The organism is uncultured Corynebacterium sp. (assembly GCF_902782855.1).
GTDB lineage: Bacteria > Actinomycetota > Actinomycetes > Mycobacteriales > Mycobacteriaceae > Corynebacterium.
Window position 1 is genome coordinate 1 of the sequence record NZ_CACZOO010000176.1, and the last position, 3,562, is coordinate 3,562.

Annotated in this window: 4 protein-coding genes; 1 reads left to right on the forward strand and 3 read right to left on the reverse strand. The window is 66.4% G+C overall.

Annotated elements, in window-relative coordinates; all coding sequences use genetic code 11:
- Window positions 1-260, reverse strand: a 260-nt coding sequence (locus QZV72_RS07870) for a DnaJ domain-containing protein (protein WP_297007003.1), incomplete at its 3' end; no start/stop codon positions are given.
- Between the two features lie 120 nt (window positions 261-380).
- On the opposite strand from QZV72_RS07870, the gene QZV72_RS07875 reads away from it, so the two are divergent.
- A complete protein-coding gene (locus QZV72_RS07875; RefSeq protein WP_297007006.1) occupies window positions 381-1,409 on the forward strand; it encodes a hypothetical protein in 1,029 nt (342 codons plus the stop codon).
- Window positions 1,410-1,538: 129 nt separating this feature from the next.
- On the opposite strand, the gene grpE is transcribed toward QZV72_RS07875, so the two are convergent.
- Both grpE and dnaK read right to left on the reverse strand, forming a co-directional pair.
- Complete coding sequence (gene grpE / locus QZV72_RS07880; protein WP_297007009.1) at window positions 1,539-2,144, reverse strand: nucleotide exchange factor GrpE; 606 nt, start codon at window positions 2,142-2,144, stop codon at window positions 1,539-1,541.
- Window positions 2,141-3,562, reverse strand: a 1,422-nt coding sequence (gene dnaK / locus QZV72_RS07885) for a molecular chaperone DnaK (protein ID WP_297007012.1), incomplete at its 5' end; no start/stop codon positions are given. The genes grpE and dnaK, both read right to left, overlap by 4 nt.

Sequence of the window (3,562 nt, forward strand, 5' to 3'; positions counted from 1 at the left end):
CCGCCCATGCCGCCCATGCCACTGGCCGCCATGGCCTTGAGCTCGTCATACTCGGCGCGCTTGTCCTTGTCACCGATGACGGAGTAGGCCTCGGAGGCTGACTTGAACCTCTCCTCGGCGGCCGCGTCCCCGGGATGAGCATCAGGGTGGTTGTCCCGGGCGATCTTCCGGTAGGCCTTCTTGATCTCGTCAGCTCCGGCCGAGGACGGGACACCGAGGACACCGTAGTAGTCCTTGTCGATCCACTCCTTCTGTGCCACTGTGGTGCGCTCCCTTCCCGGCTTCCCGCCTGTGATTGAAACTTGAGTCTAACACGCTAAGGTCTATCTCCTCCAACGCGCCGGAAGCGGACAACATTCCCGGCCGGTAGTCTCGTACACATGTTCTTCAGAGGCCACCGGACACCACCCGACGACACCCCGGACACGATGTTCCCGCACCTGTCCCGGGCCACCGCCGACATGCTCCGCGACGAGACCCTGCGCGAACTCCACCGACTCGGGTTCGCCACCAGCTGGCGTGCCGACGGGTACATCTCCGCCACCCGCGGTGAGGAGACCGAACTCGTCGGCCTCGACAACCTCTCCCTCCAGACCGCCCAGGCCGCCCAGGCCGGCGAAGCCCTCACCCGCGACGACATCGCCGCCCAGGTCCACAACCTGATGGACGCCATGTCCCACCGCATCGACCCCGTCACGCTCTCCGAGGCCGACCTACTCCGCCAGCTCAAGGTCCGCCTCGTCGCAGAAGACATGCTCACCCCGGTCGGAGAGCCTGCCTCACCGCAGTTCTCCCTGTCCACCCGGCCATGGACGGCCGACCTCGTCATCTCCCTGGTCATCGACACGCCGACCAGCGTCATGACACTGCCTGACTCGACCCTCGAGGCCCGTGGGCTGACCTCCGGATCCGATCTCGGGGACCTCTGGCACGCCGGCTACCGCAACCTCTGGCAGGAGCTCACCGAAGCCGAGGTCGACGTCAACGAGGTCCACGGCGACGACCCCGGCTCGAACTTCTGGGTCATCGAGTCCGGCTCCTTCTTCCTGGCCTCGGCGATGCTCTTCCTCGACGAACTGCTGCCACGCTGGGCCCCGGGCCTGGACACCTCGGACGGGATCATGGTCGCCGCCCCGCACCGCCACCTGCTCCTGGTCCGGGCGGTCACCACCGGACAGGACCTGCTCGCCGGCATCAACACCGTCACCTCCGTCGCCGTGGCCCAGTTCACCGAGAACCCCGGACCGGTCAGCCCGAAGCTCCACCTGCTGCGCGAGGGGGCAGAGATCCTGCCGTTCACCGACATCGCCGACAACGACGACGGTCAACGCATCATCCAGGTCTACCCGGACGCCTACCTCATGGACCGGATCAACGAGGGTCGTGACAACGGGGAACACGACGACTGACCCCGTGCGCAGCGACCGTGGCAGTACGCAGAAAAACCCCCGTAGACCGGGGAGCACCCGGAATGTCGGGAGCGTACCTCAGTCCATGGGGATTTCAGCCACGTAGCAGTGGGACGGGGCGGAGCGGTCCTACTGCGGGTCTGCGATGATGACCATCGCGGTGCGCAGTGTGCGGTCACCCAGGCGGAAGCCCTGGCGCAGCACGGTGCCGAGAACCTTCTCGTCACCGGAGGAGGTGTCCTGCACCGCCTCGTGAAGTGCCGGGTCGAAGGTGTCACCCTCGACACCGAAAGCCTCGATCTTCAGGCCGCTGAACACGGAGTCCAGTTTGTCTGCCACGGCCTTCAGCGGCCCGGTGAGGTCACCGTGCTGCTCGGCGAGGGAGAGATCGTCACGCAGCGGAATCAGCTGTGCGGCGACATCGGCCTTCGCCGACTCACGGATACCGACCCGGTCGCGCTCGGTGCGCCTGCGGTAGTTGGCGTACTCCGCGGTGATCCGCTGCAGATCAGCGGTCCGCTCGGCAAGCTGCTGCTCGGCGTCGGACAGTTCACCGGAATCGTCGATGTCGGCGTCGGCGGTGGCGTCGACGACATCCTCGTCGCCGGCGAGAACCTCGGTGGCGTCGGCGCTCACGGCGTCCTCCTCAGGGGTGGTCTCGGGCATGGCGGCCTCGGTGAACTCCTCGTCGGTCTCCGACGGGGCACCGGGGTCAGCGGGGTTCGGTTCGGTCACTTGGTCTCGTCCTCGGTGGCGTCGTCCACGACCTCGGCATCGACCACGTCGTCCTCGGTGGACGCGGCACCCTCAGCGCCGGCGTTGGCGGCCTCGGCCTCGTAGATGGCCTTGCCCATCTCCTGGCTCTCGGCGGACAGCTTCTCGACGGCGTCCTTGACGGCCTCGATGTCGTCGCCCTTGAGTGCCTCGTCGACGGCGTCGGCGGCCTCGGTGACCTTGGTCTTGGTCTCCTCGGAGACCTTGTCCTCGTTGTCGGTGAGGAACTTGCGGGTCTGGTAGGACATCGACTCGGCGGAGTTGCGGACCTCCTGCTCCTCGCGGCGCTTCTTGTCCTCCTCGGCGTGAGCCTCGGCGTCCTTCACCATCTGGTCGATCTCCTCCTGGGACAGGCCGGAACCGTCCTGGATGGTGATGGTGGACTCCTTGCCGGTGCCCTTGTCCTTGGCGGTCACGTGGACGATGCCGTTGGCGTCGATGTCGAAAGTGACCTCGATCTGCGGCACGCCACGCGGAGCCGGGGCGATGCCACCGAGCTCGAAGGAGCCGAGCAGCTTGTTCTGCTGAGCCATCTCGCGCTCGCCCTGGAACACCTGGATCTGCACGGAGGGCTGGGAATCCTCGGCGGTGGTGAAGGTCTCACTCCGCTTGGTCGGGATGGTGGTGTTGCGCTCGATGAGCTTGGTCATCACGCCACCCTTGGTCTCGATACCGAGGGACAGCGGGGTGACGTCGAGGAGCAGCACGTCCTTGACCTCGCCGCGCAGGACGCCGGCCTGCAGGGCGGCGCCCACGGCGACGACCTCATCCGGGTTGACGCCCTTGTTCGGTTCCTTACCGCCGGTCAGCTCCTTGACCAGGTCGGTGACGGCCGGCATACGGGTGGACCCACCGACGAGCACGACGTGGTCGATGTCGGAGACCTTGACGTCGGCGTCCTTGAGAACGGCGGCGAAAGGCTTCTTCGCGCGGTCCAGGAGATCCTGGGTGATGCGCTGGAACTCGGTGCGGGACAGGGTCTCGTCGAGGAACAGCGGGTTCTTGTCCTGGTCAACGGTGATGTACGGCAGGTTGATGCTGGCCTGCTGGGAGGAGGACAGTTCGATCTTGGCCTTCTCGGCGGCCTCACGCAGACGCTGCAGCGCCATCTTGTCCTTGGACAGGTCGACACCGTTGGCGCTCTTGAACTTGTCGACGAGCCAGTCGACGATGCGCTGGTCCCAGTCGTCGCCACCGAGCTTGTTGTCGCCGGAGGTGGCACGGACCTCGACCACACCGTCGCCGATCTCCAGGAGCGAGACGTCGAAGGTGCCGCCACCGAGGTCGAAGACCAGGATGGTCTGCTCCTTGTCGCCCTTCTCCAGACCGTAGGCCAGGGCGGCGGCGGTCGGCTCGTTGACGATGCGCAGGACGTTGAG

Coding starts and splice junctions, on each gene's coding strand:
- QZV72_RS07875 (WP_297007006.1), top strand. CDS start 381: ATGTTCTTCAGAGGCCACCGGACACCACCCGACGACACCCCGGACACG.